General features: G+C 68.9%; 31 protein-coding genes. 18 read left to right on the plus strand and 13 right to left on the minus strand.

The window, feature by feature from the left end; translation table 11 throughout:
- Positions 1-84 precede the first annotated feature (84 nt).
- Positions 85-2,061 carry an FUSC family protein gene (locus tag ACZYYX_RS18730; RefSeq protein WP_463816092.1) on the minus strand — a complete coding sequence of 659 codons (1,977 nt, stop codon included), beginning with the start codon at positions 2,059-2,061 and terminating at the stop codon, positions 85-87.
- A gap of 32 nt (positions 2,062-2,093) precedes the next feature.
- Here ACZYYX_RS18730 and ACZYYX_RS18735 point away from each other — a divergent pair, with 32 nt between their 5' ends.
- Together ACZYYX_RS18735 and ACZYYX_RS18740 are read left to right on the plus strand one after the other, a co-directional pair.
- A complete protein-coding gene (locus ACZYYX_RS18735) occupies positions 2,094-2,804 on the plus strand; it encodes an EthD domain-containing protein (protein ID WP_463816093.1) in 711 nt (236 codons plus the stop codon).
- A complete protein-coding gene (locus ACZYYX_RS18740) occupies positions 2,801-3,550 on the plus strand; it encodes an enoyl-CoA hydratase/isomerase family protein (protein ID WP_463816094.1) in 750 nt (249 codons plus the stop codon). Before ACZYYX_RS18735 ends, ACZYYX_RS18740 begins: the two co-directional genes overlap by 4 nt.
- Here ACZYYX_RS18740 and ACZYYX_RS18745 read toward each other — a convergent pair.
- The gene (locus ACZYYX_RS18745; RefSeq protein ID WP_463816095.1) at positions 3,534-3,734 is read right to left on the minus strand and encodes a (2Fe-2S)-binding protein; all 201 of its coding nucleotides are present in this window, start codon (positions 3,732-3,734) and stop codon (positions 3,534-3,536) included. The genes ACZYYX_RS18740 and ACZYYX_RS18745 overlap by 17 nt on opposite strands.
- A 212-nt stretch (positions 3,735-3,946) precedes the next feature.
- On the opposite strand from ACZYYX_RS18745, the gene bfr reads away from it, so the two are divergent.
- The 5 genes from bfr to ACZYYX_RS18770 are packed head-to-tail and all read left to right on the plus strand — an operon-like array spanning position 3,947 to position 7,216.
- Positions 3,947-4,438 (plus strand): bacterioferritin, encoded by a 492-nt coding sequence (gene bfr / locus ACZYYX_RS18750; protein ID WP_463816507.1) that lies wholly within the window; start codon positions 3,947-3,949, stop codon positions 4,436-4,438.
- Positions 4,439-4,457: 19 nt separating this feature from the next.
- Entirely contained in the window at positions 4,458-4,940 is a 483-nt protein-coding gene (locus ACZYYX_RS18755; RefSeq protein ID WP_463816096.1) for a carboxymuconolactone decarboxylase family protein, read from the plus strand.
- 29 nt (positions 4,941-4,969) lie between these two features.
- Complete coding sequence (locus ACZYYX_RS18760; protein ID WP_463816097.1) at positions 4,970-6,322, plus strand: type I glutamate--ammonia ligase; 1,353 nt, start codon at positions 4,970-4,972, stop codon at positions 6,320-6,322.
- Between the two features lie 49 nt (positions 6,323-6,371).
- Complete coding sequence (locus ACZYYX_RS18765) at positions 6,372-6,728, plus strand: ArsR/SmtB family transcription factor (protein WP_463816098.1); 357 nt, start codon at positions 6,372-6,374, stop codon at positions 6,726-6,728.
- A gap of 2 nt (positions 6,729-6,730) precedes the next feature.
- Positions 6,731-7,216 (plus strand): SRPBCC family protein, encoded by a 486-nt coding sequence (locus ACZYYX_RS18770; protein WP_463816099.1) that lies wholly within the window; start codon positions 6,731-6,733, stop codon positions 7,214-7,216.
- A 4-nt stretch (positions 7,217-7,220) separates the two neighbouring features.
- Here ACZYYX_RS18770 and ACZYYX_RS18775 read toward each other — a convergent pair whose 3' ends face one another.
- Both ACZYYX_RS18775 and ACZYYX_RS18780 read right to left on the minus strand, forming a co-directional pair.
- Positions 7,221-7,664, minus strand: a complete 444-nt coding sequence (locus ACZYYX_RS18775) for a nuclear transport factor 2 family protein (RefSeq protein ID WP_463816100.1) — start codon at positions 7,662-7,664, stop codon at positions 7,221-7,223.
- Positions 7,654-9,444, minus strand: coding sequence for an N-acyl-D-amino-acid deacylase family protein (locus ACZYYX_RS18780; RefSeq protein WP_463816508.1), 1,791 nt, complete (start codon positions 9,442-9,444; stop codon positions 7,654-7,656). Before ACZYYX_RS18780 ends, ACZYYX_RS18775 begins: the two co-directional genes overlap by 11 nt.
- 106 nt (positions 9,445-9,550) lie before the next feature.
- Here ACZYYX_RS18780 and ACZYYX_RS18785 point away from each other — a divergent pair, with 106 nt between their 5' ends.
- The 3 genes from ACZYYX_RS18785 (at position 9,551) to ACZYYX_RS18795 (ending at position 12,278) form a co-directional block, all read left to right on the plus strand.
- Positions 9,551-10,483 (plus strand): dienelactone hydrolase family protein, encoded by a 933-nt coding sequence (locus tag ACZYYX_RS18785; RefSeq protein WP_463816101.1) that lies wholly within the window; start codon positions 9,551-9,553, stop codon positions 10,481-10,483.
- Between the two features lie 92 nt (positions 10,484-10,575).
- A complete protein-coding gene (locus tag ACZYYX_RS18790) occupies positions 10,576-11,682 on the plus strand; it encodes a glycosyltransferase (protein ID WP_463816102.1) in 1,107 nt (368 codons plus the stop codon).
- Positions 11,683-11,771: 89 nt separating this feature from the next.
- Positions 11,772-12,278: a hypothetical protein gene (locus ACZYYX_RS18795; protein WP_463816103.1), complete on the plus strand. Its 507-nt coding sequence runs from the start codon at positions 11,772-11,774 to the stop codon at positions 12,276-12,278.
- Here ACZYYX_RS18795 and ACZYYX_RS18800 read toward each other — a convergent pair whose 3' ends face one another.
- The 3 genes from ACZYYX_RS18800 to ACZYYX_RS18810 form a co-directional block, all read right to left on the minus strand.
- Positions 12,279-13,583 carry a cytochrome P450 gene (locus ACZYYX_RS18800; RefSeq protein ID WP_463816104.1) on the minus strand — a complete coding sequence of 435 codons (1,305 nt, stop codon included), beginning with the start codon at positions 13,581-13,583 and terminating at the stop codon, positions 12,279-12,281.
- 17 nt (positions 13,584-13,600) lie between these two features.
- Positions 13,601-13,996, minus strand: a complete 396-nt coding sequence (locus ACZYYX_RS18805; protein ID WP_463816105.1) for a hypothetical protein — start codon at positions 13,994-13,996, stop codon at positions 13,601-13,603.
- 74 nt (positions 13,997-14,070) lie between these two features.
- On the minus strand, positions 14,071-14,280 hold the full coding sequence (locus ACZYYX_RS18810) for a hypothetical protein (RefSeq protein WP_463816106.1): 210 nt from the start codon (positions 14,278-14,280) through the stop codon (positions 14,071-14,073).
- A 207-nt stretch (positions 14,281-14,487) separates the two neighbouring features.
- Between ACZYYX_RS18810 and ACZYYX_RS18815 the strand changes: the two genes are divergently transcribed.
- Complete coding sequence (locus ACZYYX_RS18815) at positions 14,488-15,372, plus strand: cyclopropane mycolic acid synthase family methyltransferase (protein WP_463816107.1); 885 nt, start codon at positions 14,488-14,490, stop codon at positions 15,370-15,372.
- Here the strand turns inward: ACZYYX_RS18815 and speB are convergent, their stop codons facing one another.
- Together speB and ACZYYX_RS18825 are read right to left on the minus strand one after the other, a co-directional pair.
- Positions 15,373-16,428 carry an agmatinase gene (gene speB / locus ACZYYX_RS18820; protein ID WP_463816108.1) on the minus strand — a complete coding sequence of 352 codons (1,056 nt, stop codon included), beginning with the start codon at positions 16,426-16,428 and terminating at the stop codon, positions 15,373-15,375.
- Positions 16,429-16,444: 16 nt separating this feature from the next.
- Complete coding sequence (locus tag ACZYYX_RS18825; RefSeq protein ID WP_463816109.1) at positions 16,445-16,876, minus strand: acyl-CoA thioesterase; 432 nt, start codon at positions 16,874-16,876, stop codon at positions 16,445-16,447.
- Positions 16,877-16,911: 35 nt separating this feature from the next.
- Here ACZYYX_RS18825 and ACZYYX_RS18830 point away from each other — a divergent pair, with 35 nt between their 5' ends.
- The 5 genes from ACZYYX_RS18830 (at position 16,912) to ACZYYX_RS18850 (ending at position 20,829) form a co-directional block, all read left to right on the plus strand.
- Positions 16,912-17,859, plus strand: coding sequence for a threonine ammonia-lyase (locus ACZYYX_RS18830; protein ID WP_463816110.1), 948 nt, complete (start codon positions 16,912-16,914; stop codon positions 17,857-17,859).
- 57 nt (positions 17,860-17,916) lie between these two features.
- Positions 17,917-19,122, plus strand: a complete 1,206-nt coding sequence (locus ACZYYX_RS18835; RefSeq protein ID WP_463816111.1) for a DUF7159 family protein — start codon at positions 17,917-17,919, stop codon at positions 19,120-19,122.
- 4 nt (positions 19,123-19,126) lie between these two features.
- Positions 19,127-19,735 (plus strand): Pr6Pr family membrane protein, encoded by a 609-nt coding sequence (locus ACZYYX_RS18840; protein ID WP_463816112.1) that lies wholly within the window; start codon positions 19,127-19,129, stop codon positions 19,733-19,735.
- A 116-nt stretch (positions 19,736-19,851) separates the two neighbouring features.
- Positions 19,852-20,589 carry a L,D-transpeptidase gene (locus tag ACZYYX_RS18845; protein ID WP_463816509.1) on the plus strand — a complete coding sequence of 246 codons (738 nt, stop codon included), beginning with the start codon at positions 19,852-19,854 and terminating at the stop codon, positions 20,587-20,589.
- Between the two features lie 75 nt (positions 20,590-20,664).
- Entirely contained in the window at positions 20,665-20,829 is a 165-nt protein-coding gene (locus ACZYYX_RS18850; RefSeq protein WP_463816113.1) for a hypothetical protein, read from the plus strand.
- Here the strand turns inward: ACZYYX_RS18850 and ACZYYX_RS18855 are convergent.
- Complete coding sequence (locus tag ACZYYX_RS18855; RefSeq protein WP_463816114.1) at positions 20,814-21,239, minus strand: lipoprotein LpqH; 426 nt, start codon at positions 21,237-21,239, stop codon at positions 20,814-20,816. The genes ACZYYX_RS18850 and ACZYYX_RS18855 overlap by 16 nt on opposite strands.
- A 65-nt stretch (positions 21,240-21,304) precedes the next feature.
- Positions 21,305-22,081: an MmyB family transcriptional regulator gene (locus ACZYYX_RS18860; RefSeq protein ID WP_463816115.1), complete on the minus strand. Its 777-nt coding sequence runs from the start codon at positions 22,079-22,081 to the stop codon at positions 21,305-21,307.
- A gap of 85 nt (positions 22,082-22,166) precedes the next feature.
- Between ACZYYX_RS18860 and ACZYYX_RS18865 the strand changes: the two genes are divergently transcribed.
- Positions 22,167-22,451 carry a hypothetical protein gene (locus ACZYYX_RS18865; RefSeq protein ID WP_463816116.1) on the plus strand — a complete coding sequence of 95 codons (285 nt, stop codon included), beginning with the start codon at positions 22,167-22,169 and terminating at the stop codon, positions 22,449-22,451.
- Here ACZYYX_RS18865 and ACZYYX_RS18870 read toward each other — a convergent pair.
- Positions 22,448-23,092 (minus strand): TetR/AcrR family transcriptional regulator, encoded by a 645-nt coding sequence (locus ACZYYX_RS18870; protein ID WP_463816118.1) that lies wholly within the window; start codon positions 23,090-23,092, stop codon positions 22,448-22,450. The genes ACZYYX_RS18865 and ACZYYX_RS18870 overlap by 4 nt on opposite strands.
- 56 nt (positions 23,093-23,148) lie before the next feature.
- Here ACZYYX_RS18870 and ACZYYX_RS18875 point away from each other — a divergent pair, with 56 nt between their 5' ends.
- A complete protein-coding gene (locus ACZYYX_RS18875; RefSeq protein ID WP_463816120.1) occupies positions 23,149-24,471 on the plus strand; it encodes an FAD-dependent oxidoreductase in 1,323 nt (440 codons plus the stop codon).
- Here the strand turns inward: ACZYYX_RS18875 and ACZYYX_RS18880 are convergent.
- Positions 24,438-25,694, minus strand: a complete 1,257-nt coding sequence (locus ACZYYX_RS18880; protein WP_463816121.1) for a cytochrome P450 — start codon at positions 25,692-25,694, stop codon at positions 24,438-24,440. The two genes, ACZYYX_RS18875 and ACZYYX_RS18880, sit on opposite strands and share 34 nt — an antisense overlap.
- Positions 25,695-25,827: the final 133 nt, after the last annotated feature.

Genomic DNA, 25,827 nt, shown 5'->3' on the forward strand with positions numbered 1-25,827 from the left:
CAGGTCTCCTCTGGCAAGTCATCAGTTGTTGACTTCGACCGTAGACCGATCGACGCAAATGTCAACAGGCGTTGACTTAGCGATTCAGCGCGCCGCAGGCCACGGGGTGTCGGCGACCAGGCACAGCGCACGGGTGATCGCGGCGATCTCGGCGACCAGGACGCGGGCCGAACCCTCGACCGATTCGTGCCCGGGCACCGACCGCCGTGCGCGCTCGGCGGCGGCGATCAGTTCGTCGGTGTCGACGCTCCACGGGTCGGTGGCCGTCACCGGTTCGCCGCACAGCACCTCGACGTACTCGTCGACCGCGCGGACGAAGGGTCGGTGCGGTTGGGGGAACGCGTCGACCGGCAGATTGTCCTCGAGCGTCGCGCACGATCCGGTGATCGAGTTCAGCACCGTGCGATAGCACCGCAACCAGCGGCGCTGCTCCGCCGAGACCAGACGCGCCGCGCCGGAGGCGGCCTCGAACGCCGCCCGAGCCCGGAACGTGCGCTCCCACGCGGTGGCCCGCACCTCCGTCGCGCTGTCGATCTCGTGCAGATAGACCTTCACGACCGTTGCCGCGTAATCGATCTCGGCCTTGAGGAGTTCCCCGGCCCGCTGCGCGAGCCGAGTCAGCGGGTCGTCGGGCATCAGCACGTGGGTGAGCACGGCCAGCGCACCGCCGATCGCCGTCGCGACCAGAACGTCGCGCGGGTCGACAAGTACGGCGGCATGGTCGATCCCGAGGATGAACGCCGTCGTAGCCGCGACGGCAGCGGCCACCGCGACGTACCCGTACCGCGACGCGGCGTAGGCGGCACCCACGGAGACGCCCGCGAGGACTGCGAACACCGCCGGAGCTGCATGCGCCACAAGGGCGACGCAGGAGACCAGCAGCGCCCCCGCCGCCACCCCGGCGGTACGTCCCACACAGCGGGTGTAGGTGTGTGCCGTCTCGGGACGCAAGACCATCAGCACCGTCAACGCGATCCAGGTTCCGTCGCCCACCGCGATCACGCGCCCCAGCAGGCACGCCAGAACCACCGCGACACCGAGGCGCACGGCGTGCCGCAGCACGGGGGAGTGCCGGTCGATGTGCTCTCGCAACCCGTCGACCGCGACCCGCACCCGTGTCCACAGGTCAGCCGGTCGGACGTGAAGCCTGTCGTTCGGTCGACGCGCTGCGGCGAGGTGGAGATGGGCGGACAGTCGTTGCGCGGCGGGCACCGCATCGCCATCCGCGGCGGCAGCGGCGGCCTCGAGTCGCGCGAGCGTGGCGTCGACGGTGGCGCGTGCCGATCGGTCGGGGTCGGCCAGGGCGTTCAAGGTGGCCGCGGACGCGTGCAACACCTCGGTCGGCTCGGCGCTCGCCGCGAGGTCGGCCAGGGTGGCGCCGATGCGCCCGGGCACCACATACCAGTTGCGGTAGCCGGCGGATCGGCGCGTCGGACGCGCCGCGTCGGCCGTGAACGCCGCGCGCAACGCGATCATCGGCTCGGCGCTGGCCACCGACTCCTCGGCACGGGTTGCCAGTCGCGTCGCATCCTCGGCGAGCGAGCGGTATGCCGCGGCCAACGCTTCCCGCTGCAGCCGCCAGCGTCGTGGCGGCCACGCCGCGGTGACCGCGGCTTGCAGCGCACCCGCACTCACCGCGAGTGCCGCTGCCCCGAAGGTCGAGGACCACGTGGGCGCCGTCAGTCCTGTCGCGACGACCAGAGCCCCCGATGTGGAGGCGACGAGCCCGGCATACGTGCCCCACACCCAGGGCAGGGCGGCAAGAGCACACCAGAGGCCGGCAGCGGCGACGAACACCCCGAAGAACGCCGACGTCGAGGTTCCGACGAGGATCGCCACGCCCATCACCACCGCGACGAACAGCACCCGCAGGGTTCGCCCGCGCGGATCCTGCTGCAGAGCCACCACAGCGGCGACCAATGCCGTACCGGCCACCGCGGTCGCAGAACCCGCCGGGCCCCACCGGATCGCACACAGCGCGGCGACGACGGTGAGTACGACGCTGCGCAGGACCGGAGCAGCCTCCGGCAGTGCCGCGCGCACCGTCTCACCCGTGATCATCTCCCCATTCTGCGCGGGGCTATCGTCGCGGAGTGGAGAAGGTGATGATGACGTTGCGTGGCGCGCCCGGCGACGAGACGTGGGCTCTACGATTGCGCACCGATATCGCCGAGCAGGTGGCCGGCACCGGCGTCGCCGGGCTGACCGTGAACGTGCGCGACGCGGCCGTCACGGACTCGTTGATGACCCTGACCACGCTCAGCCCACCGGTGATCGCCGTCGTCAGCATCTGGACCGACCAGTACTACGGCAGCCAGATTGCCGCTGCCACAGAGATTCTGACGGCACACAGCGATGCGCTCGCGGCCTATCTGGTCACCGAGTCCGTTCCGCTCAAGCCCCCGCACACCCCTCCCGGAGAACGGACGCCGGGCCTGGCCAACGTCGCGCTGCTGCGCCGGCCGGCGGCAATGGACGAGGCCACGTGGCTGACCCGATGGCACCGGCACCACACTCAGGTCGCCATCGACACACAGGCGACGTTCGGTTACACCCAGAACACGGTGGTCCGCGCTCTCACCGCTGGGGCCGAACCGATCTCGGCGATCGTCGAGGAGCTCTTCCCCCTCGCAGCCGCCACCGATCTGCATGCCTTCTTCGGCGCGAGCGACGATGACGATCTCTCCGACCGGATGACGCGAATGATCGCCAGCACCTCGGCCTTCGGCGCCAACGAGAACGTCGACACCGTGCCCAGCAGTCGCTACGTGCTCCGTGACCCGTTCGCTACGGTGGCACCGTGACTCTGCAGATCAGCGATGACAATCGGGTACGCACGATCGTGCTCGACCGGCCGGAGGCGCTGAATGCTTTCACCGAGGAGCTCTACCTCGCCACCGCCACGGCGCTAACCGAGGCGTCGGCGGACCCCGACGTCGCCGTGGTGCTCCTGACCGGCGCGGGCCGCGCGTTCAGCGCGGGCAACGACCTCAAGGAGATGCAGACGCGCATCGCCGACGGCTCCTATACGGGCGGCAGCTACTTTCCGACGATGATCACCGCGCTCGCCGACCTCACCAAACCGCTGATCTGCGCGGTCAACGGCGTCGGGGTGGGGATCGGGACCACGATCCTGGGTTACGCGGACCTGGTGTTCATGTCGTCCACGGCACGCCTGAAGTGCCCGTTCACCAGTCTCGGCGTCGCCCCGGAAGCGGCGTCGTCCTACCTGCTGCCTCAGCTGATGGGCAGGCAGAACGCGGCCTGGATGCTGCTGTCCTCGGAGTGGGTGGACGCCGAAGAGGCGCACCGGATGGGCATTGCCTGGAAGGTCTGCGCACCCGAGGAGTTGATGGCCGAGGCCCGTCGGCACGCCGATGTGCTTGCCGCCCGACCGATTTCGAGCCTGACGGCGGTGAAGCGCACCATCACACAGGGCTATCGACCGGGAATTGCCGAAGCCACCGCCCGCGAGAACGCCGAATTCGCTGAGTTGCTCGGGGGAGTGGCCAATGCCGCGGCGCTGGACCAGTTCAGCCAGCGACGCTGACTGCGGGCGCGACAACTTTCTGGGCGAAATGTGCCTCGATGATCGCCCGCAGATTGCGGCGGCAACGGCCGCAGTCGCCGCCGGCGCCACACGCCTCGGCCAGATCGCGCGATGTGCGGGCGCCGTTGGCCACGAGCTCACCAACGGCGTGGTGGGTGGTGCCGGTGCACAGGCAGACGAACATCCGCTACGCCCATCCTCACTGTCGGAGTCACAACCAAGCTGAGTCTAGCCTTACCTACCGTAGCGAAGTCTAGCCTTACTCCACGTGGATGGTCCAGACTCACCTCTCGCATGAGGGCAGACTTACGTGGCTCGACGTTTTCGGTGCACTAGATTGAACGTGCTCGGCACATGGCCCGTGCCGCCGCCACACCCGTTCTCGAGGAGCTGACCATGCAAGGGGATCCCGACGTCTTGAAGTTGCTCAACGAGCAGCTGACGAGCGAACTGACGGCGATCAACCAGTACTTCCTGCATTCGAAGATGCAGGACAATTGGGGTTTCACCGAGCTGGCCGAGCACACCCGCAAGGAATCCTTCGAAGAGATGGTCCATGCGGAGAAGATCACCGACCGCATCCTGCTTCTCGACGGTCTGCCCAACTATCAGCGCCTGTTCTCCCTGCGCGTGGGTCAGACAGTGCGCGAGCAGTTCGAAGCCGACCTCGCCATCGAGTACGAGGTGGTCGGGCGGCTGAGGCCGGGCGTGATGATGTGCCGCGAGAAGGGTGACGCCACCTCGGCGACTCTGCTCGAGGAGATCCTCGCCGACGAGGAACTCCACATCGACTATCTCGAGACGCAGCTCGAGCTGATGGGCAAGCTGGGCGAGGAGCTGTACCTGGCCCAGTGCGTGTCCCGTCCGCCCAGCATCGGTGCGAACTAGAACGCGTTACAATTCGGCCATGAGCCGAATCGGGGATTTCGCCGACGACGACGTGACCGGTTTCGCGGTGACATCGCCGGATCTCGGGGCTGCGATGGCCCGGTTCAGCAATGCGGTGTACACCAAGAACCGGCTGCCGATGCGCACCCGCGAAGCCGCCCGCATCGTGATCGCGTACGCCAACGAATGCGTGACGTGCCAGAACACGCGCGACGGTGACGGCGAGGCCAACGGCCTCACCGAGGAGTTCTACGACTACGCCACGCAGTGGCGGACGTGGCCGGGATACAGCGACGCTGAACGCATCGCGATGGAATTCGCGCACCGCTTCGCCACGGACCACACCGCACTGCGTGACGACGAGGACTTCTGGGCCCGGGCCAAGGAGCACTTCGACGACGAACTGCTCACCGATCTGGCGATCTCGTGCGCGATGTGGGTCGGGATGGGTCGCATGCTGCGCACCCTCGACATCGGACAGGCCTGCGCGATCACGCTGTGAACGCGCCGGCCCGGCGGCAGAATGGCCGCATGGCCGCCAAACCGCTCGCCGCCGCGGCGATCGCCCAGCTCGAATCCGACGGAGTCGCCACGCTGATCGGCACCGTCGTCAATCCTGCCGGACTGATGCACGCCAAGACCGTTCCGCTGCGTCGGATGGGGTCCTTTGCCGATCCGGGACTCGGCGCGAGCCCGGTCTGGCACGTGTTCACGATCGACAAGGCCGGCATCGCGTTGACCCCCGCCACCGGCGTCGTCGGGGACCAGCGAATCCGGATCGATCTCAGCGCGCTCCGCATCCTCGGTGACGGATTCGCCTGGGCGCCTGGCGATTTCCACAGGCAGGACGGAACGGTCGATCCGTTCTGCACGCGCGGCACACTGCGGCGCATCGAGGACAGGCTCGCCGACGCGGGTCTGCAGGCGCTGGTCGGCCACGAGATCGAGTTCGTGCTCGTCGGGCCCGACGGCGCCGCACTGCCCGCCGACCTGTGGGCCCAATACGGGCTGGCCGGCGTGCTCGAGTTCGAGGGCTTCGTGCGCGACGTGACAGCTGCGGCGACGGCGTCCGGGGTGGCCATCGAACAGTTCCATCCCGAGTACGGCGCGAACCAGTTCGAGATCTCCCTGGCGCCGCTGTCGCCCGTCGCCGCCGCGGACCAGGTCAGCCTGATACGCATCATCATCGGTCGTGCGGCCCGCAAATACGGTGCACGCGTGAGTCTCTCGCCCGTGCCGTTCGCCGGGAGCGTAGGATCGGGCGCGCATCAACACTTTTCGCTGGTCCGCGACGAGACGCCGCTGTTCTCTGGCGGTGACGGCCCCGCGGGCATGACCGATGAGGGCGCGTCAGCGGTGGCGGGCGTGCTCGCCGGCCTCCCGGATGCGCAGGGGGTGCTGAGCGGATCCATCGTCTCGGGGTTGCGGATGCAGCCCGGGAGCTGGGCCGGCGCCTACGCGTGCTGGGGCACCGAGAACCGCGAAGCCGCTGTGCGTTTCATGACCGCGGGACCGGCGAACGTGTACGGCGCCAATGTCGAGGTCAAGATCATCGACCCGTCGGCGAATCCCTATCTGGCCTCGGCCGCCGTGCTGGGCCTCGCGCTCGACGGTATCGAGCAGGACCTTCGCCCGCCAGCGGAGGTGGCGGTCGATCCGTCGTCGCTGTCGGAGGCGCAGCGCGCAGACGCCGGCGTCACGGTGTTGCCCACCGATCAGCGGACCGTGCTCGACGCTCTGGACCGCTCGACGACCCTGCGCGCGATCCTGGGCGATCCGGTGGTGGACGCGGTGCTGGCGGTGCGCCGCTACGAGAACGCCACCTATGGCCACCTGAGCGCCGATGAACTCGCGGACAAGTTCCGCCTCGCCTGGAGTGTGTGAGCGCGTGAGCCCTTGACAACATACAACCGTTCGGTTGTATGTTGTGGGGGTGGACGTGCTCGATGAGGACCGCGCAGACGCGTTGTTCCATGCATTGGCCGACCGGACGCGGCGCGACATCGTGCGTCGTGTTCTGGCGGGCGAGCACTCGGTGTCCACACTGGCGGCGCATTACGACATGAGTTTTGCCGCCGTGCAGAAGCACGTCGCGGTGCTCGACCGAGCCGGGTTGATCACCAAGCGGCGGCGCGGCCGCGAACAACTGGCCAGCGGTGAGGTCACCGCGATCCGGTCGGTGGCCTCGCTGCTCGCCGAGCTGGAACAGGTGTGGCGCGGCCGAATCGCCCGCATCGACGACCTCATCGCGTCCGAGAACTCAGCATCCGAGAACACCCGAGAGGAATGACCATGCCCGTCACCGATGTCCACCAAGATCTGGACGCCCGCAGCCTGACGATCACCGCCGACTTCGCCGCGCCCGTCGAGCGCATCTGGCAGATCTACGCCGATCCTCGTCAACTCGAGAAGATCTGGGGGCCACCGGAATACCCGGCGACTGTGGTTGATCATGATCTGCGTCCCGGTGGCCGTGTCACCTACTACATGACGGGCCCGGAGGGCGAGAAGTTCGCCGGTTACTGGGAGGTGACCGCGGTCGACGAGCCGCACGGGTTCAGTTTCGACGACGGTTTCGCCGAACCCGACTTCACCCCCAAAACCGATCTGCCGGTGTCGAAGAACGTGTTCACGTTCGCCGACAACGACGGAGGCACCCGCGCGACCTACGTCAGCACATACGCCTCGGTCGAGGCGCTGCAGCAGGTACTCGACATGGGCATGATCGAAGGCGCCACAGCGGCCACCAATCAGATCGACGGCCTGCTCGGAGCCTGACGCGTCACACCATGCCGGTGGCGTCGAACACCCAGGACATGTCCGCGGTCGCGAAGTCTTCCAGCCAGCTCGGCGGAGCATGGTTAGCGAGCGCGCTCATGTCCCAGTAGTCCTTCCACAGCGAGACCTTGCCGTCTGTCACCCGGTGCACCGTGACGAATGGCAGGACCGCGGATTCGCCTGTCGGCCAATGCCATTGCTCGTGATGTTCGTACATCACGTCGCTGCCGTTGCTGACCATCAGGCCAGGGAAGTTCTCGTAGGACGCCAGGGGCTGCAGGCCGATCTTCAGCCTCTTGACGATGTCGACCGGTCCGCGCGCGGCAGCGGCCGGGCCGACCGGCACGTCGAGGTAGATGCAGTCGGCGCTCAGATGAGTCATGACGCCGTCCCAGTCGCGCGCAGAAAGCGCAGTCCACAGGGCTGCGACGGTCTGCTCAGCCGACACGAGTCAACTCATCGGGCGCCGCCGACAGGGCCCGGACGCGGTGCGCGGCGCGTAGGAACCGGCCGGTGCGTTGCGTCCCGACGAGGTCGGTGAGCTCTCCGTCGCGGAACACCGCGCGCCCACCGACCAGCACCGCGAGCACCGTCTCGTCGTTGCGGTTGACCATTCGGGGGAGCCCGCCATACTGCTCGACCGGCGATTCGGCGTAGCGGTCCAGTGACTCGTCGAGCCGCTCGGGATCGATGACCACGACGTCGGCACGGTCGCCGATCCGCAGATGCCCGGCGTCGATGCGGTACCAGTCGGCCAGTTCACCGGTGAGCCGGTGCACCGCAGCCTCGATGCTCATGAACGGCGTGCCCGCCCGTTCGGCGTCGCGGACGTGCCGCAACAACCGCAACCCCATGTTGTAGAACGCCATGTTGCGCAGGTGGGCACCGGCGTCGGAGAACCCCATCTGCACACCGGGATCGCGCGCCAGCGCTTTGAGCACCTCGGGCCGATGGTTGGAGATCGTGGTCCGCCACCGCAGCGCCGTGCCGTGGTCGAGTACCAGGTCGAGGAACGCATCCACCGGATGCAGCCCGCCGCGATCCCGCCCGACCTGACCGAACGACTTGCCGATCACCGAGGCGTCGGGGCAGTCCACGATCTCGGCGTCGAAGAAGTCCCGATGCCAGACCCGCATGCCGAACTTCGCGTCGTAGTCGCGGCGGAACCGGCGCCGGTAGTTCTCGTCGCGCAGCAGTGCGTTGCGCTCCACCTCGTCGCGCAGGTGCAGGGCGGCCGCTCCGGCGCCGAACTCCTCGAAGATCACCAGATCGATGCCGTCGGCGTACACCTCGAACGGCACGGGCAGGTGCTGCCAGCGGAAGTCGCCACCCAGGCCGTTGACCAGCCGGGCGAGCGGACCGAGGATCTTGACCGCCACCGGGTTGGACTTGACGTCGGCGGCCGAGAGCAGGCTTGTCTTGAGGGGGTTGCGGACGATGCCCAGGGACTGGAATGCCTGCGAACCGATGTTGAACGGGTTCTCGATGTCGGGTCCGGACTGCAAGACTCGGCCCGCGCGCCGCAGCAGCGCCTTGAGCCGGCGCAGCTCCCGCGGCTTGGCGTAGGTCGAGGGCAGGGTCCGCGACCGGCACACCTCACCGTCGAGCTTGTCGAAAAGCAGTTGCTGCGAGGACATTCCGACGAATCCGGCGCGTAGCGCCTCGGCGAGCATGCGCTCCATCTGGGCCTGCTCGGCTGCGCTTGGGCGCTCCTCGGAGCGGGTGGCGCGGTCCAGACCCATGACCGCGGCACGCATGTCCGAGTGACCGATGAACGCCGCGACGTTGGGCCCCAGCGGTCGGTCCTCGAGCGCTGCGATGTACTCCTCGCCGTTTCGCCAGGTCTTGTGCTGCTCGATCGCGGCCACCACGTGCTCGCGAGGGATGGCCTCCACCCGGCCGAAGATGTCGCCGGCGTCACCGCCGTCGACATAGACGGTCGACAGCGAACAGGAGCCGAGGAGCACCGTGGTGACGCCGTGGCGCAGCGACTCCGACAGCGCAGGCCCGCTCAGCACCTCGACGTCGTAGTGGGTGTGGATGTCGAGCATGCCGGGCAGCACCCACTTGCCATCCGCATCGATCACCTGGGCACACTCGGCCCCGGCGAGGTCGTCCTCGGTGATGGCTGCGACGTGACCGTCTTTGATCGCGATGGTGCGCACGGCCGACGGAGCTCCGGTGCCGTCGAACCAACGTCCGTTGCGGATGATCGTGTCGTACGTCACAGCGCTGCTCACGTCCCCATCGAACAGGTCGACACGACACGTGTCAACGACATCGTGAACACTTTTTTCGGATTGTCTACCGAACCCACGGCGCATAATCGAGAAGGTGACGCCGCTGCAGCGCTACATCGCCGAAGAAATCGCCACCGATCACGTCGAGGGCCTGCTCTCGCGACGCGAGGCACTGCGTCGGCTGGCCCTGCTGGGGGTGAGCGCGGCCGGCGCATCGGCGCTGATCGCGGCCTGTGCCGACAACGCTCGCACTGCCCCGGCCAGCTCGTCGAGCCCGTCAGGCTCCTCCGGCACACCCGCATCCGCCTCGCCTGCCCCACGGCAGCCTCCCGGGCAGGCCGGGGCGCTGCCCACCACGCCGGTGACCTGGGCCGGCCCCGCCGGAGCGCTGCAGGGTGCGTGGGCAGAGGCCGCCGACGCGCGCGGGGGCATCCTGGTCATCCACGAGAACAAAGGGCTCACCGACTGGGTGCGATCGGTCGCCGGCCGGCTCGCCGGCGCCGGGTACTCGAGCCTCGCCGTCGACCTGCTGTCGGGTCGCGGCGGCACCGCCACGTTCACCGACCCCGCGGCGGCCACCGCCGCGCTCGGGGAGCGCCCGCCGGCCGACATGGTGGCCGACCTGCAGTCCGGGATCGCCGAGGTGGCGCGACGCACCCCCGGGCGCAAGCTCGCCGCCATCGGGTTCTGCATGGGCGGGGGACTGGTGTGGCGCCTCCTCGACAGCGGGGTCCCGCAGCTGGCCGCGGCGTTCCCCTTCTATGGTCCCACCCCCGATGACCCCGACTTCTCGAAGTCCGCCGGGGTGGCGGTGCTCGGCTTCTACGGAGCGCTCGACCAGCGCGTCAACGCCACCGAACCGGTCGCCCGTGCCGCCCTCGAGAAGGCCGGGCTGGTGCACGAACTCGTCACCGAGCCGGGTGCCAACCACGCGTTCTTCAACGACACGGGTGAACGGTTCGACCAGACGGCGGCCGACGACGCATGGCGCCGCACGCTGGACTGGCTCGTGGTCCACGTCGGCTGATCCCGCCGGTTGCCAGGGGCCGCCACCGGGTGTTCGGCGCCGCGCCACCCCGCCGTCGACTTCCGCACACCCGGGCACGCTCTGATGCCACCATGCGGGTCGTCCAGGTGGCCAACTTCTACGGGCCCCGATCCGGAGGCCTGCGCACCGCGGTCGACCGGCTCGGCGCGGAGTACCGCGCGGCGGGGCACGACGTGTTCCTCGTCGTGCCCGGCCCCCGGCGTGAATGGACGGCCACCGCGAGCGGCGTCATACGAATCACGCTGCCCGCGTTCGAGATTCCGTTCACCGGGGGCTACCGCGCGGTGTCTCCGCGCCCCGTCACGGCGTTGCTCGATGCGCTGCGCCCCGATGCGTTGGAGGTGTCCGACCGGCTGACGCTCCGCTCGCTGGGGCCGTGGGGCCGCCGTCACGGCGTGTCCACGGCGATGATCTCCCACGAACGGCTCGACCGGCTCGTGGGCCAGGTCCTGCCCACGCGGTGGGCGCGCGCGGTGGCCAACGCCGCAAACCGCCGGACGGCCGCCACCTACGACGTGGTGGTATGCACGACCACGTTCGCGCGCGAGGAATTCGACCGCATCGGCGTGACGAACCTGGTGACGGTGCCCCTCGGCGTCGACCTCGACCAGTTCCATCCGCGCCACCGCTCCACAGCCATGCGGGCGCGCTGGGCCGGACCCGGACAGACGCTGCTGGTGCACTGCGGCCGCCTCTCGATGGAGAAGCATCCGCACCAGAGCATCGATGCTGTTGCTGCGCTGCGTGATTCGGGAGTCGATGCCCGTCTGGTGGTGGTCGGTGACGGGCCGCTGCGGGCTCGCCTGCAACGGCAGGCGCGGGGTCTTCCGGTCGACTTCACCGGATTCGTGGGGTGTCGCGACACCGTGGCGACGATCCTCGCCAGCGCCGACGTGGCCCTTGCCCCGGGCCCGCACGAGACCTTCGGACTCGCCGCGCTCGAAGCGCTCGCCTGCGGAACGCCCGCCGTGGTGTCGCGGACCTCGGCGCTCACCGAGATCCTCACCCAGGACAGCGGGGCTGTCGCGGACAACGATCCACGCGCCATCGCGCGCGCCGTCGCCTCCGTGATCAGCCGGCCGGAAGAGCAGCGCAGGCGCAGCGCCCGCCGCCGGGCCGAGGACTTCACCTGGCCGCGGTCGGCAGCCGGCATGCTCAGTGCACTGCGTCTGCACTAGCGGTTTAGCTCCGTAACCACCCGGGCATCCGAGCGCATATTGATGGGGTCGTCAACGCCGAACGGCCCCGCATGAGCCGAGGAGCCGTCATGGACAGCAACAACACAGTCTGGATCGTGGTGGCCGCCGTCGCCGCGATCGTCGTCATCGCCCTGATCGTGGTCCTCGCACGCAAGTCCCGGAACAAGCGCCGCGCCGCCGAAGCCGACCGGATCCGCGAGGAAGTCCAGCACGACAGCCAGCGCGTGCAGCGCCAGGCCACGCTGGTGGAAGAGACCGAGGCGAAAGCCCGAGCCGCGCAGGCCGAGGCCGAGGCCAAAGCCGCCGAAGCCGCGCGCCTGGCGGATACCGCGGCGGGCCGTCGCGACGCGCTGACCAGCTCCCAGCAGCATCTCGACGAGCGCCGCGAGCATGCCGACAAGCTCGACCCGCGAGTCCGCCGGTCAGACACTGACGTCTCCGCCGAGGACAACGGCGCGGTCGCCGGCGGACGCCACAGCAGCCAGGACAGCCATCACGGCACCGTCGACCCTGATGTCGCCCGTGACACCGGACGCGACACCCATCGCGTCGCTCCCGACGTCACCAGGAACTGATCAGACGGCCCAGACCACCGGTAGCCGCTTGATGCCGTGGATGAACGCCGACTGCAGCCGGTCGGGTTCACCGACGGCGCGCAGATCGGGCACGGCGCGGTGCAGCTCCTCGAACGCGACGGTGATCTCGCGGCGGGCCAGATTGGCCCCCAGGCAGAAGTGCGCCCCGCCGCCGCCGAACCCGACGTGCGGGTTCGGGTGGCGGCGCACGTCGAACGTCCACGGGTCGGCGAACTTGGACTCGTCGCGGTTGGCGGAGCCGTACCACAGGCTCACCTTGTCGCCGGCGGCGATCCGCACCCCACCGAGTTCCACGTCGCGGGTCGCGGTCCGTCGCATGTAGGCCACCGGTGACGCCCAGCGCACGATCTCCTCGACCGCGGTCGGGGCGATGCCCGCGTAATCGGCCCACCACAGGTCGCGCTGTGCCGGGAAGCGGCTGAGCGCCAACACACCGTGACTGATCGCGTTGCGCGTCGTCTCGTTGCCTGCCACGACGAGCAGGATGAAGAAGGACGCCACCTCGGCCGAGGTGAGCCGTTCGCCGTCGAGTTCGGCGGCGACCAGGGCGGTGGTCAGATCGTCGGCGGGATGCTCGCGCCGGTCCTCGGCCAGTGCGGTGGCGTACGCCCCGATCGCCATCGCGACCGAGACGAACTCCTCGAAGTCGGTGGCGATGTCGGGATCCCCGAAACCCAGGATCACGTTGGTCCAGTGGAAGACTCGCTGATGATCGGATTCAGGGATGCCCATCATGTCGCAGATGATCTGCAGCGGGAGCGGCCCGGAGAACTCGGCGACCAGATCAGCCCGGCCGTCGGGGTGGTTCGCCACCATGTCGGCCACCAGCCGCGCCGCCCGCGCCCGCACGGAATCTTCGATCAGCGCAAGCACTTTCGGGGTGAACGCACTGCGGACGATGTTGCGCAGCCGAGTGTGGCGGGGATCGTCCATCGCGATCATCGAGCCGAAATACTCGGCCAGCTCCGGGGATTGATCCCCGATCACGATACCGAGCGCCGAGCTGAAGATCTCGGGATGCCTGCTGGCGTAGAACACGTCGTCGTAGCGGGTGAGCGCCCAGTGACCGGCCACCTCCGCATCCGGGTCGGCGACGAAGGCCTCGAAGAACCGGATGGGCGCCTCCCGGCGCAGCGTGGCGAACGCTCCGTCACGGATGTCGTCGTCGAGCCCCCAGAAATCCCACGACCCCAGGTCGACGTCGCCAAGGGCGATGTCCGGTGGGGGAGTTCCGTTCACCCGGGTGAGATCCCCGAGTGTCGTGCCGAGTTCGGGGCTGCTCATGTGACCCGAGCGTAGCGTCAGGGCCGCGCTTCATGACCCTTTCGGCCATGTGTGCGACGGTCCTCCTTCATTCGCGCCTCGTGCAGGTGGCGTTGCCCGCCGACCAGGTCGTCGCGGACGCGCTTCTCGTGGTCGCGAACGACCTGCCAGTAGCTGTCGTCGAACTCCTCGACGACCTGGAAGGTCCACCGCCCCTCGAGCACGTTGCGGCCCACGAGTTCGGTCTCGATGCGCTGGGCGACATCGTCGTGACCCGCCTCGCGCAGCGCGTCGCACGCCTCCCCGAGGAGCAGGTCGGCGTGGCCCATCAGCTGGTGGAACGAATACAGGTGTCCGCGAGCACGTTCCACCCACTCGAGCGCTTCGGTCACCTTGCCGACGGCCTCGACCGTGGCATCACTCGCGTCACTCACGTCAGCGAGTTACCCGACTTGCCGACGGCGCAACCGCGGCGTGTGTGTCGAGTCTCTGACGAGCCGTCGGGGGGTCAGCGGTCGAAGTCGTCGTCGATCGGGACGTCGATCGTCTGCTCGATCAGGTCGGCCTCGCTGGCCTGCCAGTCCCGCTCGCCGGCCACCCGGTCGGCATCTCGCCAGGCCCCGTCAGCGGCGTCATCGGCGGGGTCGATCGGCACGCGCTGCTCAGCCACGTCGGCCTCGGGAGCATCGTCGAACGGATCGTCCTGGGGTGTCGTCACGGTGGAATACCTCCGAGAGTCGATGGGCGGGTTCGGCGGTCTCCCCACGATAGTTCGCCCGGCGCGGGGGCGGACATGCCCGCCCGGCGATTCACGTTGGTCCAGCCTGCTCGGGTACTGTGCGTAGCAACTTCCGCCCCGGACGAGACAGGCCCTCGAAGACGGTGGGGCCACCTCGCAAGCACTCGAGATTCAAAGGTCAGTGATTTGCCAGACACCACCAACGGAACCCAGGACCTGACTCCGCATTTCGAGGACGTCCAGTCGCACTACGACCTCTCGGACGACTTCTACCGGTTGTTCCTGGATCCCACGCAGACCTACAGCTGTGCCTACTTCGAGCGTGACGACATGACCCTCGAGGAAGCTCAGCTGGCCAAGATCGACCTGTCGCTGGGCAAGCTCGGCCTCGAGCCCGGCATGACGCTGCTCGACATCGGCTGCGGCTGGGGCGCGACGATCAAGCGAGCCGTCGAGAAGTACGACGTCAACGTCATCGGCCTGACGCTGAGCCGCAACCAGCAGGCCCACGTACAGAAGGTGCTCGACGGACTCGACAGCCCGCGCAGCAAGCGCGTGCTGCTGCAGGGGTGGGAGCAGTTCCACGAGCCGGTGGACCGCATCGTGTCGATCGGTGCGTTCGAGCACTTCGGCCGTGATCGTTACGACGAGTTCTTCAGCCGGGCCCACGACGTGCTGCCCGCCGACGGCGTGATGATGCTGCACACCATCGTCAAGCCCGACGACGACGAGTTCGCGGCCAGGAACCTGCCGGTCACGATGACCAAGATCAGATTCTTCAAGTTCATCATGGACGAGATCTTCCCCGGTGGTGACCTGCCGCAGCCGGTCAAGGTCAAGACGCACGCGACCAAGGCCGGTTTCGGAGTCGGGCTGGTCCAGCCGCTGCGGCTGCACTACGCGCGCACGCTGGATCTGTGGGCCGCCGCGCTGGAGTCCAACAAGGACCAGGCCATCGCGATCCAGTCCGACGAGGTCTACGAGCGGTACATGAAGTACCTGACCGGCTGCGCCGATCTGTTCCGTGACGGCTACACCGACATCTGCCAGTTCACCCTGACCAAAGCCTGATCAGCTCGGCTTCAGGTACGACTTCGCCGGTTGTCCCGGCTCGCCGCCGGCGGCATCGCGGCGCCGGGCAGCCATGCCGGCGAGCGCCTCGAACACCACCCGGTGGGCGGCGTTGACCGTCAGCTCGGCGTGGTCGTAGGCGGGCGCCACCTCGACGACGTCCACGCCGGCCACGTCGTGCTCGTAGCAGAGCTGGCGCACCATCCGGAGCAGATCCGCGCTGGTGATACCGCCCGGCTCCGGGGTCCCGGTGCCCGGTGCGTGCGCCGGATCGAGCACATCGATGTCGACCGAGACGTAGAGCTTGTCCGCCTTGGCCAGCGCCTCGCCGACCGCGTCGGCCATCACCGCCTTGAAGCCACGCTCCCAGATCTCCTGCATCGTGTGCCAGGTCATCTTCTGCTCTTGCATCCACTCGAACGTGTCCTGCGGTGGCCAGTAACCGCGCAGACCGACCTGCACGAAGTGCGAGCCGGGCACCGCACCCGACTCGATGAGCCGGCGCATCGGGGTGCCGTGGCTGGCCAGGTTGCCCTCGATCTCGTCGGCGGTGTCGGCGTGGGCGTCGAAGTGCACGATGCCGACGTTGCCGTATCCGTGCACATCGGCGACCGCGGTCGCGGCGGGCCACGTGATCGAATGGTCACCGCCCAGGATCACCGGCACGATGCCGCGGCTGGCGATCGCGGCCACTCGGTCCTTGATGTTCTGGTGCGACACCTCGGTCTGCCCGTGCGGGCAGTACGCGTCACCGAAGTCGACGACCTCGAGCCAGTCGAAGATCTCCAGGCCCAGGTCCATGTGATAGGTCCCCGGCTCGTAGGCCGTGGCACGGATGGCCCGCGGACCGAACCGAGCACCGGGACGGTTGGTGGTCGCGATGTCGAACGGCGCGCCGACGATCGCGACGTCGGGTTTCCAGGAGTCGAGCTGGCTGGTCTCGGTGAGGAACGGGCGGTGCCCGAACGACGCCACCCCCGCGTAGGCGAGTTCCAACTGCTCGACCATGCCGGGCGGAAGATCGCGCTGATGTCCGTGATCGTGACCGTGGCCCATGCGAGGACCGTACCGGTCAGGCGATGCCGCGGCCCGTCAACGCGGTGCGCAGCTCGTCCGGCACGGGCCGCTTGGCCCAGTCGTCGGTCGACACCACGACATAGGTGTTGGCTCCGCGCACCGCGACCTGCTCCGCGTCCTCGGGGTCTGCGGCTGCACGGCGGCGCACCGCGAACTCGATCGTGAAGCTCGTGGTGCCCACCCTGGCGCAGGCTGCGCTGACCCGCACGACGTCGCGCCAGCGCACCGGGGCGGCGAAGTCGATCTCGCTGTGCACGACCTGGAAGTCGTAGCCGCCCGCGATCATCTCGGCGTAAACGACACCGCAGTGGTCGAGAAATCCGGTGCACGCCTCGTCGAACCAGGTGAGGTAGTGGCCGTTGAACACCACGCCCTGCTGATCGATCTCTGCGTAGCGGGGCACCACGGGCAGCGCGTATCCGGCCATCATCGACGACTGTAAGGGTGAGGCAGACTCGAGCCATGCAGCTCGTGACGATCGACGACATCCGCGTTGCCGCGCAGCGCATCCGCACCCACGTCGTGCGGACTCCGCTGATACCCGCGCCGTGGGGCGACCCCGAGCGCCCGCTGTGGGTCAAGCCCGAGAACCTGCAGGCGATCGGCGCGTTCAAGGTGCGCGGCGCGTTCAACGCGCTCACCGCCGTGATGGCACAGCCCGGGTCGGTCACCGACGTGGTCGCCTACAGCAGCGGCAACCACGCCCAGGCCGTCGCCTACGCCGCAGCCACGTTCGGTCTTCGGGCGCACATAGTGATGCCGGAAGAGACGCCCGAGGTGAAGGTGGCCGCGACCCGGGCGCACGGGGCTCGTGTGGTGCTGTGCGGGGCGGGCCAACGCGAGGCCGTCGCTGCCGAGGTGGTCGCCGAAACCGGTGGGGTGATGATCCCGCCGTTCGACCACCGCGACATCATCGCCGGTCAGGGCACGATCGGTCTGGAGATCGCCGAGGACCTCCCGGATGTGGCCACGGTGCTGGTTCCGGTCAGCGGGGGCGGACTGTCCTCGGGTATCGGGGTGGCGATCAAGGCGCTGTGCCCGACGGCGGTGGTGCTCGGCGTGGAACCCGAGCTGGCCGCCGATGCCGCCGAGGGGCTACGGACCGGCGAGCGCGTGGATTGGCCGGTCACCAAGCGCAACCGGACCGTCGCCGACGGACTGCGTTCGCAGCCGTCCGAGCTGACGTTCACGCATCTGCGCCACGTCCTCGACGACGTGCTCACCGTCACAGAGGACGACATACTCTCCGCCGTCCGCGAATTCGCCCAGCGGGGCCATCTGGTCGCCGAACCCAGCGGGGCCGTCGCGCTCGCGGCGTACCGCCGGCACACCACGCCACCGGGTCCGACCGTGGTGATCCTGTCCGGCGGCAACATCGAACCGCGTTTACTGGCCCAGACCCTCGCCTGACGGACATGCGTCACCGGAGGTACTGCGGGTAAGGTCGCCGCGACGAAGGAGTGGTTCGTGGACGCAGTACTCGGGCTGTCGGTGACGTCGTCGGCTGTCGGACTGGTCCTGGTGCACGGGCAGGACGCCGACGGCGAGGCGATGACCGGCACCGGTGTCGAGGTGGCGACGTCGCAGCAGGCCGCCGAAGCCGTGCGACGCACCGAGGCGCTGGCTGCGCAGCGCGGTCAGCGCGTGCAGTCCATCGGCATGACCTGGAGCGACGACGCGCGGACCGAGGCGTCACTGCTGCTCAAAGAGCTCACCGAGTCCGGCCACACCATCGTGCCCGTGCAGCTCTCCGAGGCCACCGATGCGCTGGCCCGCGGGATCGCCGAGGTGATGGGCTACCACACCACCGCGGTGTGCGTCGTGGAGCCGGGACAGCTGATCGCTCTGGTCGTCACGCCGGACGACGGCGCGGTGCAGACCGCCGTCAACAGCTCCGTGATCACCGAGGAAGACCTGATCGGGTGGCTGAGCGCGGTCTTCGCCCGCGCGGACTGGGAACCCGAGGCGCTGGTGCTCGTCGGCTCGGCCGAGGACCTCGACGGGATCGCGCCCGTGCTCGAGGACGCGTTGGCCGTGCCGGTGTTCTCGCCCGCCGAAGCCCAACTGGCGCTGGCACGGGGAGCGGCGCTGGCCTGCGCCCCCAGCGCCGACGGCTGGTGGATCGACGACGATTTCGCGCAGACACAGGCGCCGCCTGCGCCGCAGCGCACGTCGGAGCGGCTGCGGCGCGTGGGTCCGGCAGCGATGCTGGCCGGCGGCCTGGTCGCATTCGTCGTGTCGGTCTCCGCAGCGCTGGGTCTGCAGTTCGTCCCCGTTCGGCCCGCCCCGCCGGTGCGACCGGCCGCAACGACCGTGACCCCGGCCGCCCCGGCCGCCCCGGTCGCGCCGATCGCCCCGCCGCCGCCTCCCGTCGCTCCGCCGCCCGTAGAAGAAGCCCCCGCCACGGCGGAGCCGGCGCCTGAGCCCGCCCCGGTCGAGGACGCTCCGGCGCCGGAGCCGGCGCCGATCGAGAGCACCGACCCGCTGCCGGTCGACGCGGTGCCGCCGGTCGACGCGGTGCCGCCGCCACCGCCGCCGGTCGTTGCACCACCACCGGTGCCCGAGCAGCAGCCGGGCCTGCTGCAGCGCATCCGCGATCGGTTGGCCGGGGTACGCGACGAGCAGCCGCCGGTCGTCGAGCCGGCTCCTCCGCCGCCACCGCCTCTACCCTGAGGACGTGACCCTGCGTATCGGCCTTCGCGTCGGGATAGTCCTGGCCGTTGCAGCGGCACTGCTCGTCGTCGGCGTGACCTCCGAGCGTGGTCTGTGGTGGCGCCTGGTGACGTTCACCTACCAGGTCAACATCGCCGCGGCCGCCTACTACCTCTGGACGCTGGTCCGACCGCGGGCCGACAGCCGCGCCGGGCTGCGCGGGGCGGTCGTTCTGTACCTGGTCATGGCCGGAGTGGTGTGGAACCTGTTCCTGGTCGAGCGCAGCATGGGCTACACCGTCGCGAACCTGCTGCTGCACTGCGTCGTACCGGTGCTCGCCCTGTGCGACTGGATCCTGGTGGGGCGGCGCCCCGAACCGGCAACAGTGCCGACGAGGTCGACGCTGGCGTGGTGGCATCCGGTCGCCTGGCTCGCGTTCCCGGCGGCGTATCTGGTGGTGGCGCTGCTGGTGCTCAACGACCTGGGCCGGCGTGCGCCCTACTTCTTCCTCGATGTCGACAGCGTCGGCGCAGGCGCGGTCGCCGCCAACGTCGCGGCGCTGGCCGTCGGCGTGCTGGCGCTGGGATATGCGTTGCTGGCCGTCGGCGGTGGAGTGAAACGTTCACCCTCGTGACCGCGATAGTCGGTCAACAGGGGTCAAACCCGTCGATTACCTAGGATGGCACCGTGGCGAGCGCCTCACGTGAACACAACCGACTCCGATCCTCCATCGTCCGCATCGCGGCAGTGATGGGATCGGTGGTCGTCATGACCGGCCTCTCGGTAGGACCGTCAGCGGTCGGAGCCATCGGCACCGCGGTACCGACCCTTCCGTCGACGATCAGCGAGATGTCGCCGTCGCCCGGTGAGACCGTCGGCGTGGCCCATCCCGTCACGGTGACGTTCACCGCCGCGGTACCCGACCGCAGCGCCGTCGAGAGTTCCTTCGCGGTGCGGCCGTCGGACGGCGGGCCGGCCCAGGGCACGTTCTCGTGGCTCGACGACCGGACCATGCAGTGGACCCCCACGCAGTTCTTCCCGGCGCACGCACCCATCGACGTCTCGGTGGGAGGATTCGCCACCAGTTTCCAGACCGGCTCCTCGGTCGTAGGGGTCGCGGACCTCGACGCGCACACGTTCACCGTGAGCATCGACGGCGTCGTCGCACGGGAAATGCCCGCGTCGATGGGCAAGCCGAAGCACACCACGCCGATCGGGAGCTTCACCGCGCTGGAGAAGCAGAAGTCCGTGGTCATGGATTCGCGGACGATCGGCATCCCGCTGTCGGACCCCGAGGGCTACAAGCTGACCGTCGCCGACGCCGTCCGCGTCACCTGGGGCGGTGTCTACGTGCACTCCGCCCCGTGGTCAGTGGGCTCGCAGGGCTACGCGAACGTCAGCCACGGCTGCATCAACCTCAGCCCGGACAACGCCGCGTGGTACTTCGACACCGTCAGCGTCGGCGATCCCATCGTCGTCCAGGCCTGACGGGGGTCACCACACCGTCATATTCGTCGGCCGCCGGCGGGGTAATCCTCTGTCATCGACGACGGAGGTGCGATCATGCGCGATCACGCACACGCGACAGCCAACCTGGCGGATGTGTCCCAGATCGGGGACTCACCCATGCTGCGGATGATGAGCGGCGAGGAGGTCAGCGTCGAGGCGCACGACAACCTCGTCGAGATCGCCCGCTATGAAGAAAGACTCGCTCAGCAGTTGGTCTGAATACGGAACTTCGCCTTGGCGTCGTCGCTCGGCGTCGCGGTGAAGTTGCCGTCCGCGGTGCCGGTGATCGTGTACCGCCCCTGCTGACCGGTCACCTCGGCATTTCCCATGTTGCCCTTCCAGAAGTTGCCGGAAAAGCCTGCGACGTCTCGGAATTCGACGGATTCGGCCTTGGGCGGCCCGTCCATCGCCAGCACGGCGGTGAAGCCCTTGTCCTTGCCCGCCGTCTGGATGTACCAGGTGAAGCCCGTCTGCCGGCACGTCACCGGAAAAGCGCCCCCGGCATCGTTGCCGTCGATCGCAACGGTTGCCGTTGTGCCGCCGAGTGCAGGCTCGGGTGATGAGCACGCCGTCAACCCCAGGACGGCTCCGCCGACGGCGACGATCGCGGCGAGATGTCGAGTCTCCATGGCGCCCGACTCTATGCGGTGATGAGCCGTTGCCCGGGGACTTCCCGCGCAATCCGCGCGAGGCGTCACCCCAATGCCCGCGCTGTGGCGGCGTCAGCGGGCAGGAACGCCTCGATGCTGAGCTCCGCGGCGGTGAGGTCCAGCGCGGTTCCGAACGTCGTGACCGTCGAGAGCAACCGGAGTTCGACGCCGTCAGGTGTGACGAGATCCAGCGGCACCGCCACCCCGCCGAGGTCGAGGGATCGATCGTCTCCGCCCGGGTAGCCGCTGATCTCGTCGAGCAGTGCGGAGAGGTTCCCGGTGTCGTCGGCCGCCGCCTCCCGGTGCAGCCGCGCGATCAGATGGGCGCGCCACTGGCCCAGGTTGCGGATGCGCGGTGCGAGTCCCTCGGGATGCAGGGCGATACGCAGGGCATTGGGCCGATCCAGCAGGTGCGGCGCGACGCCTGCGAGCAGCACGCCGGCACCGGCGTTGGCGCGCAGCAGGTCCCAGACCCGGTTCACGACGACGCACGGGTACGGGTCGTAGGCCTCGAGCACCCGCGCCACGCCGGCATGCACGGACGCCATATCGGGAGCGTCAAGGGGCCGCTCGGTGTAGGCCGGTGCGTGTCCGGCGGCCATCAGCATTCGATTCTGCTCGCGCCGAGGCACGTCGAGGACATCGGCCAGCCGCAACACCATCGTCCGGCTGGGTGTCGCACGGCCCGTCTCGACGAAGCTGACATGGCGCGCCGAGACGTCTGCTTCCAGTGCGAGCTCGAGCTGGCTCAGGCGGCGTCGCATACGCCAACGCCGCACCATCGCGCCCACCGTGGCAGGTGGCGCGTCCCGTACCGCCATCACTCGAGTCTGGCCCCGACCGGTAGTCGGCGCCACTACCTCGGAGGTAATTGCGCCCTTTACCCCAGGCGCGAATCGTGGAGGCATGTCCGAGATGACCGCCACGCCCCGCTGGCTGCGCATCGTCCTGGTTTGCGATCGAGCCGGCTCGGCGTGGTACCTGGGCACGGGGTTCTTCTTCGCGCCCGTGCTCGCCGCGGTGTCGCCGTGGCCTGCGGTGACGGCGGGGTTGTGGGTGCTGATCGCAGTGGCCGGCCTGTGGCTCGGCGTTCTGGGGCTGGCCATGGCGACCGGGCTGGCCATCGTGCTGCGGGCGGGCGGCGAGCTCGGTGATGACTACTGGCGCTCGGTCATCGACTATCCGAGCTAGCGCGTCAGCAGCTGATCGCACAGTGTGGCAGCCAGCCACGCCTCGAATGTCCGCCGCGGCCAGCCACGATGTGTCACGAGTCGGCTGTAGAGCATCGGCTCGGTGAACAACGCGGCCAGATCGACGGCCTCGGAACGGCGCAGGTCGTTGCGAAGCCCGCCTGCTGCGCCGACCGCCGCGACAACGGCTCTGGCCCCCGCGCGGCGCTGATCGGCCATCCGATCGAACAGGGCCTGCGCCGCGTCGTCGACGCTCGCCGCGTTCTCCAGGACTATGAACAGCTCTGCGACCCGCGAGTCGATGTCGGTGAGCATGCGAGCCCACTGGTGCAGGATCGCGACCGGATCCTGCATCGCGAGTAGCGCGATCATCTCCGAGCGCTCTGTCAGCGGCACCGGTGCATCGTCGCCTGCCACCGCCCAATCCAACGCCAGCGCCAGGAGCTCTGCCTTCCCGCCGACCGCGGTGAACACCGTCTTCCTGCTGACCTCCGCTGCGGCCGCGATTGCGTCCACCGAGGTGGCGGCGAAGCCCGCCGCGACGAAGAGGTCGGCGGCTGCTGCGACGATGCGGCGTCGCGTGGCCGCGGCCTGAGCGCTGCGCAGAGGGGAGCGGTATCCCCGCTTGACAGATTCATCCATTATGGGTGACCGTTAATGTATTCATTACACCGCAAGTTACCTTAAGTGAGGGTGTTGTGGCCACAGTCATCATCGGCGCCGGGCCGACGGGATTGTTCACCGCGATCGCGCTGGCCCGTCGAGGGCGAAGGGTGGTCGTCGTCGATCGTGATCCCGGGCCCATCCCCGGCATCACATGGCGGCGCCGGGGCGTGATGCAGTTCGCGCACGCTCACACATTTCGTGGGCCCGTGGTGGAACTGCTCGACAGCGAGATCCCCGACGCGCTGGTGTCATTGCGCAGCGTCGGAGCCGCCGTCGTCACCGGCGAGGACGGCACCGCGATCGCCATGCGGTGCCGGCGGGAGGTTCTCGAACGGGTGCTGTGGACGATCGCCCGGCGCCAACCAGGACTGACGCTGGTCACCGGCCACGTCGACCGGGTTCTGAGGGACGGGGATCGTGCGGTCGGGATCGACGTCGACGGCACGGCGGTGTCCGCCGACCTGGTGATCGACGCGTCCGGCCGCAGCGGGCGCATCCTGCGTCACCTCGGCGCCGTGGGTGATCAGGTCCCGTGCGGCGCCACCTATGTCACCCGCCAGTACCGACTCGTCGGCGCCGACCCGGGACCGATCAACGCCCCGGTCGGGCTGTCCTTGAGCTTGGCCGGCTACTTCGCCGTCGCGTTCCTGCACGATGCCGGGACGTTCTCCGTCACGATCACCCACGACGGCACCGACCCCCGCCTGAAACTGCTGCGCCAGCCTGACGTGTTCGAGGCCGCCGCACGGGCAATCCCGCTGCTGGCCGACTGGATCGAGCGAGCTCACCCACTCACCCCCGTGTTGCCCGGCGGCCGACTGCACAACACCTATCGCACCCAGGTCGACGGCGCCGGGAGACCGGTACTGCCGGGACTTCTCGCCGTCGGCGACTCCGTCTGCACCACCACGCCATTGGCCGGCCGCGGCATCACGCTGGCGTTCCGGCAGGCACGTACGCTGATCGATCTACTGCAACACTCGCCGACTGACGCCGGAACAGTGGCCGTCCGGTTCGACGAGTGGTGCCGCGCCCACATCCGCCCCTGGTTCCTCGACCACGTGCGCTCCGACGGGGATCGACTTCGTCGATGGGCTGGTGGTGCGGTGGACCTGAGCCGCGCGCTGCCCTCAGACCTCGTCGTGGCCGCAGCAGCCGCGGACCGGTCGCTGCGCGCCGATGTCGCCGGCTACGACCGGATGCAGGCGTTACCGGCCAGCCTCGACCGCCTACAGTGCCGGGCCCGCGCGGTCTACGCGTCGGGGTGGCAGCCGCCGACGGCCGCTGGACCCACCCGGGCGGAGCTCGGCGAGCTCTGCGCTCAGTGGGCGACCGGGCAGCCCGTGCCGGTGTAGTCGACCTGCCAGTGCTTGATGCCGTTCAGCCATCCGGAGCGGAGACGTTGCGGCGTCCCGATGGACTGCAGGTCCGGCAGGTGGTCGGCGATGGCGTTGAACATCAACTCGATGGTCATGCGGGCCAGGTTGGCGCCGATGCAGTAGTGCGCCCCGGTGCCGCCGAAGCCGACGTGCGGATTCGGGTCGCGCAGGATGTCGAACGAATAGGGGTCGGAGAACACCTCTTCGTCGAAGTTGGCCGAGCGATAGGACATCACGACCCGCTGGCCCTTCTTGATCGGCACGCCGGACAGTTCGTAGTCGCACAGCGCGGTGCGCTGGAACGAGGTCACCGGCGTCGCCCAACGCACGATCTCGTCGACCGCGGTGACTGGGCGCTGCGCCTTGAACAGCTCCCACTGGTCGGGATGCTCGGTGAACGCGATCATGCCGTGGGTGATCGAGTTGCGGGTCGTCTCATTGCCCGCGACGGCGAGCAACACCATGAAGAACCCGAACTCGTCGTCGGAGAGTTTGTGGCCGTCCACGTCGGCTTCCACCAGCTTGGTGACGATGTCCTCGCCCGGCTGTTCCGCGCGCTGGGCCGCGAGTTGCATCGCGTACATGATCAATTCCGTTGCGGCATTGCGGTTGTCGTAGTGCGCGAACTCTGGGTCGTCGTCACTGACCATCTGGTTGGACCAGTCGAAGAGCTTCTTGCGGTCCTCGATCGGCACGCCGAGCAGCCCGGCGATGGCCTGCAGCGGGAGTTCGCACGAGACCTGTTCGACGAAGTCGCCCGCGCCTGCGGCCGCCGCGGTCTTGGCGATGTCCTGCGCGCGGGTGTCGAGGTCGGCGCGCAGGCGTTCCACCGCGCGCGGGGTGAAGCCGCGGGAGACGATCTTGCGCAGATGGGTGTGGTGCGGGGCGTCCATGTTGAGCAGCACGAACTTGCCGGTCTCGATCTGCTCGCCCGTCGAGCCCTCTGGATAGCGGGGGAGCGCGGTCTTCTCCAGGCTGGAGAAGACGTCGCTGCGTTTCGAGATCTCCTTGACGTCCCGGTGTTTGGTGACCACCCAGTAGCCGCCGTCGCCGAACGGGCCGGCGCCGCCTGAGGTCTGCTCGTTCCACCAGATGGGTGCGGCGCGCCGCAGCGCGGCCAGCTCCTCGACCGGAAGTCGCTCGCAGTTGAGATCCGGATCGGTGAAGTCGAATCCAGGGGGGAAGACCGGAGTCGGCATACTGTGGCTCCTTGCCGTGATGAAGGCCGTCATGGGGCGCTCGTATTCGATACCTACACCACCGGCAGGGCTCGGGGCGCCGACTTCGCGGAGTTCGATCGAAGTGAGCTGTAACGAATGTGACTCCGGGGGA

This window comes from Mycobacterium sp. IDUB_1 (genome assembly GCF_055419625.1).

Coding starts and splice junctions, on each gene's coding strand:
- ACZYYX_RS18870 (WP_463816118.1), bottom strand. CDS start 23,092: ATGGATGAATCTGTCAAGCGGGGATACCGCTCCCCTCTGCGCAGCGCT.
- ACZYYX_RS18745 (WP_463816095.1), bottom strand. CDS start 3,734: ATGTTCGTCTGCCTGTGCACCGGCACCACCCACCACGCCGTTGGTGAG.
- ACZYYX_RS18790 (WP_463816102.1), top strand. CDS start 10,576: ATGCGGGTCGTCCAGGTGGCCAACTTCTACGGGCCCCGATCCGGAGGC.
- ACZYYX_RS18855 (WP_463816114.1), bottom strand. CDS start 21,239: ATGGAGACTCGACATCTCGCCGCGATCGTCGCCGTCGGCGGAGCCGTC.
- ACZYYX_RS18845 (WP_463816509.1), top strand. CDS start 19,852: ATGGGATCGGTGGTCGTCATGACCGGCCTCTCGGTAGGACCGTCAGCG.
- ACZYYX_RS18760 (WP_463816097.1), top strand. CDS start 4,970: ATGGCCGCCAAACCGCTCGCCGCCGCGGCGATCGCCCAGCTCGAATCC.
- ACZYYX_RS18850 (WP_463816113.1), top strand. CDS start 20,665: ATGCGCGATCACGCACACGCGACAGCCAACCTGGCGGATGTGTCCCAG.
- speB (WP_463816108.1), bottom strand. CDS start 16,428: ATGGGCCACGGTCACGATCACGGACATCAGCGCGATCTTCCGCCCGGC.
- ACZYYX_RS18860 (WP_463816115.1), bottom strand. CDS start 22,081: ATGGCGGTACGGGACGCGCCACCTGCCACGGTGGGCGCGATGGTGCGG.
- ACZYYX_RS18770 (WP_463816099.1), top strand. CDS start 6,731: ATGCCCGTCACCGATGTCCACCAAGATCTGGACGCCCGCAGCCTGACG.
- ACZYYX_RS18825 (WP_463816109.1), bottom strand. CDS start 16,876: ATGGCCGGATACGCGCTGCCCGTGGTGCCCCGCTACGCAGAGATCGAT.
- ACZYYX_RS18830 (WP_463816110.1), top strand. CDS start 16,912: ATGCAGCTCGTGACGATCGACGACATCCGCGTTGCCGCGCAGCGCATC.
- ACZYYX_RS18800 (WP_463816104.1), bottom strand. CDS start 13,583: ATGAGCAGCCCCGAACTCGGCACGACACTCGGGGATCTCACCCGGGTG.
- ACZYYX_RS18730 (WP_463816092.1), bottom strand. CDS start 2,061: ATGATCACGGGTGAGACGGTGCGCGCGGCACTGCCGGAGGCTGCTCCG.
- ACZYYX_RS18880 (WP_463816121.1), bottom strand. CDS start 25,694: ATGCCGACTCCGGTCTTCCCCCCTGGATTCGACTTCACCGATCCGGAT.
- bfr (WP_463816507.1), top strand. CDS start 3,947: ATGCAAGGGGATCCCGACGTCTTGAAGTTGCTCAACGAGCAGCTGACG.
- ACZYYX_RS18755 (WP_463816096.1), top strand. CDS start 4,458: ATGAGCCGAATCGGGGATTTCGCCGACGACGACGTGACCGGTTTCGCG.
- ACZYYX_RS18865 (WP_463816116.1), top strand. CDS start 22,167: ATGTCCGAGATGACCGCCACGCCCCGCTGGCTGCGCATCGTCCTGGTT.
- ACZYYX_RS18795 (WP_463816103.1), top strand. CDS start 11,772: ATGGACAGCAACAACACAGTCTGGATCGTGGTGGCCGCCGTCGCCGCG.